Origin of the sequence: Streptomyces anatolicus (genome assembly GCF_019400875.1) — a bacterium.
Taxonomy (GTDB): Bacteria; Actinomycetota; Actinomycetes; order Streptomycetales; family Streptomycetaceae; genus Streptomyces; species Streptomyces anatolicus.
Map to the genome: position 1 here is coordinate 1 of NZ_WMBF01000587.1, position 3,528 is coordinate 3,528.

Consider the following 3,528-nt stretch of genomic DNA (forward strand, 5'->3'; position numbering starts at 1 on the left):
GCCAGGGTGAGGGCGTCGAGGGGGCCTGGCGGCGTGCGGTCAGGGTGTGGGCGTCGGGGGGAGGTGGTCGAGGCGGCGCAGGATCACGCCCTCGCGCAGCGCCCACGGGCAGATCTCCACGCTCTCGCACCCGAAGAGGTCAAGGGCGCCCTCGGCGACGAGCGCCCCGGCGAGCAGCTGTCCGGCCCGGCCTTCGGAGACGCCGGGCAGCTCGGCGCGTTCGCGCGTGGTCATGGCGGCGAGCTGCGGCACCCAGTCCTCCAGGGACTTCCGCTTCAGCTCACGCTGTACGTAGAGGCCCTCCGTCGAGCGGGCCGCACCGGCCAGGCGGGCGAGCTGTTTGAACGTCTTCGAGGTCGCCACGATGTGGTCGGGCGCGCCGAAGCGGGCGAACTCCCCGACCGTACGGGCGATCTGGGCGCGCACGTGCCGCCGCAGCGCCTTCACGTCGGAGGGGTCGGGCGGGTCCGCCGGCAGCCAGGCCGCGGTGAGCCGGCCGGCGCCGAGCGGCAGGCTCACCGCGGCGTCCGGCTCCTCGTCTATGCCGTACGCGATCTCCAGGGAGCCGCCGCCGATGTCCAGGACGAGGAGCTTGCCCGCGGACCAGCCGAACCAGCGCCGGGCGGCCAGGAAGGTGAGCTTGGCCTCCTCCTCGCCGGAGAGCACCTGGAGGTCGACGCCGGTCTCCTCCCTTACGCGGGCCAGGACCTCGTCGGCGTTGGTCGCCTCGCGCACGGCGGAGGTGGCGAACGGCAGTACTTCCTCCACGCCCTTGTCCTCGGCGGCGACCACCGCCTCCTGGACGGTGGCGACCAGCCGGTCGACGCCCTGGGGGCCGATCGCGCCCGCCGGATCGAGGAGTTGGGCCAGGCGCAGGTCGGCCTTGTGGGAGTGCGCGGGCAGGGGGCGCGCGCCGGGATGGGCGTCGACCACGAGCAGATGCACCGTGTTCGACCCCACGTCGAGGACACCGAGTCTCATGGACGGAACGCTACGCCGGATGGGGCGCTCGTCTGGCCTCGGGCGGCCCACCGCCCGCATACCCTGGAGATGTGCCAAAGACGAAAAAGACGAAGGCCGACAAATCGACGAAGTCCGAGGGGCCCAGTAAGCCTGACGACTCCGGTAAGCCCGGTAAGCCCAGCAAGCCCGGCAAGGCGAACAAGGCTGCCAGGACCGACAAGGGTGCCAGGGGCGGCGAGGTGCTGGGCAGGCCCGAGAAGGCCGAGAAGGTGGGCAAGTCCGGGAAGCCCGCGAGGACCGCGAAGGCCGAGCCCGACGAGAAGGGCCTGGACTTCGCCCGCGCCTGGGTGGAGTTCCCCGATCCCGCCGACGACGAGCAGGTCTTCCGCTGCGACCTGACCTGGCTGACCTCCCGCTGGAACTGCATCTTCGGCAGCGGCTGCCAGGGCATCCAGGCGGGCCGCGCCGACGACGGCTGCTGCACGCTGGGCGCGCACTTCTCGGACGAGGACGACGAGAAGCGCGTCGCCGCGTACGTGGAGCGGCTCACGCCCGACATCTGGCAGCACCACGACGTGGGCCGGGAGACCGGCTGGGTCTCCACGGACGAGGACGGCGACCGCCAGACCCGCCCGTACAACGGCTCGTGCATCTTCCAGAACCGCCCCGGTTTCGCGGGCGGCGCCGGCTGCTCGCTGCACATCCTGGCGCTCAGGGAGGGCGTCGAGCCCCTGGAGACGAAGCCGGACGTCTGCTGGCAGCTGCCGGTGCGTCGTACGTACGACTGGATCGACCGGCCCGACGACACGCGGATCCTCCAGGTGTCGATCGGTGAGTACGACCGGCGGGGCTGGGGCCCCGGCGGCCACGACCTGCACTGGTGGTGCACGTCGGCGACGTCGGCACACGGCGCGGGCGACCCGGTGTACGTCACCTACCGCCCCGAGCTGATCGAACTGATGGGCAAGGAGGGGTACGACCGCCTGGTCGAGCTGTGCGAGGAACGCCTCAACGCCCAACTCCCCCTCCTGGCCCCACACCCGGCGGACCCCGTAGCGCGGTAAGAGGGCCGCGCAGGGAGGCCCCGTAAGGGTGCGCGGGCACAGCGCCCCGTAAGGGGCGCGGGGAACTGCGCGACCAGCCACGTCCGGCCGACGGATAACAAGCAACCCGACCCCCGGCGGCGATCAGCCGGGATTCGGACCCTCACCGCCCGGCGGCGAGGACGAGTCCCCCGGCCCGGGATCCGACGGCGTAGGCGCCGGATCCGTAGGCGTGGGCTCAGGGTCAGAAGGCTCAGGGTCGGACGGACCGGGATCGGACGGACCCGGGTCGGAGGGCCCGGGCTCAGATGGGCCGGGATCAGAGGGCCCAGGGCCAGTAGGCCGCGGCTTCGGCCCCGGCCGAGACGGCGGCCGCCCATCCCCGTACCCCTCGATGGAGACGGCCGCGCCCGACGGCGCGATGGCGACCCGGGCGCGCCAGGGCCCGGCCGGCTCCCGGGCGTGGTCGACGTAGACCCGGATGGTGACCGACTCCCCCGGCCCGAGCGTCCCCGCGGAACGGCTCAGATAGAGCCAGGACGCGCTGTCGCTCGCGGACCAGCGGACCGGCGAACCACCGGACGCGGTCAGTGTGATGAGCGTCGTGTCACCGCTGGGCCGCGCCGCGACGGTGAGGCGCCCGGGGCCCATGGACGAGCCGGACGGGGGCCCGCCGCCGCTGATGACCTCTACGGAGACGTCCGGTGAGCGGCCGCCCGTGGTGAAGCGGTGCTCGGGGCCCTTGCGGGCGTTGCCCGCGTTCTCGTAGTCACGGGCGCGGTCGCCGCCGAGGCCGTCGACGCCGTCGCTCGCGGTGACCGAGCTGCCGTCGTGGCCCTCTCCGGTGAGCGGCGCTCCGCGGTACGCGGCCCAGAGGGCGAGCACCGGGGCGGCCACCACGGTGGCGACGACGGTCGTGGTGACGGCACGCGCGCGCAGGCGGTCGCGGCGCGCGGCGTGGTCCTTGGGGTCCATCGGGAAACCGCGCCGGTCGTAGCGGGGGTGGGCGCCCCGCGCGCGTGGGACGTGCGCCATGGCGAGGGGCAGGGCGTCGCGGGGGGCCTCGACGACGGGGAGTCTCGCGGGGCTGACGGCCGTGCCGGGCCAGGCGCCCGCGCCCGCGCGCTCGGCGGTGCGGCGGCAGCGCGGGCAGTCGTCGACGTGCCGGACCAGCTCGCGGCGCAGGGCCGCGCCGAGCAGCACCTGATTGTCGCCGGTGAGGCGGGCGACGATGGGGCAGCTGCCGGTCTCCACGACGGCGAGGGCCGCGCGGGTGCGCTCCACCTCGCAGGCGGCGGAGGCGAGCAGGCCGCGCGCCTTGGCGAGGTCCATGCCGAGGACGGCGGCGACCTCGGCCGGGGCGAGCTGATGGCGTACGGCCAGTTCGAGGGCCTCGCGCTGCTCGGGGGTCGTGCCGGCGGCTTCGGGCCAGGCCAGCTGGGCCAGTTCGCGGTGCCGCCGCAGCTCGGTCTCTTCCGGGGTGGGGACGGGGGTGCTTGAGCCTGCCGGGTCGGAAGGGGCG

Annotated in this window: 3 protein-coding genes; 1 reads left to right on the plus strand and 2 read right to left on the minus strand. The window is 74.3% G+C overall.

What is annotated here, in order from left to right; genetic code table 11:
* Positions 1-39: 39 nt before the first annotated feature.
* On the minus strand, positions 40-981 hold the full coding sequence (locus tag GKQ77_RS29955) for a Ppx/GppA family phosphatase (RefSeq protein ID WP_219692256.1): 942 nt from the start codon (positions 979-981) through the stop codon (positions 40-42).
* A 71-nt stretch (positions 982-1,052) separates the two neighbouring features.
* Here GKQ77_RS29955 and GKQ77_RS29960 point away from each other — a divergent pair, with 71 nt between their 5' ends.
* Positions 1,053-2,027, plus strand: coding sequence for a DUF3109 family protein (locus tag GKQ77_RS29960; RefSeq protein ID WP_219692257.1), 975 nt, complete (start codon positions 1,053-1,055; stop codon positions 2,025-2,027).
* A gap of 123 nt (positions 2,028-2,150) precedes the next feature.
* On the opposite strand, the gene GKQ77_RS29965 is transcribed toward GKQ77_RS29960, so the two are convergent.
* A partial coding sequence (locus GKQ77_RS29965) for a BACON domain-containing protein (RefSeq protein WP_219692258.1) occupies positions 2,151-3,528 on the minus strand: 1,378 nt, incomplete at its 5' end.

Coding starts and splice junctions, on each gene's coding strand:
- GKQ77_RS29955 (WP_219692256.1), bottom strand. CDS start 981: ATGAGACTCGGTGTCCTCGACGTGGGGTCGAACACGGTGCATCTGCTC.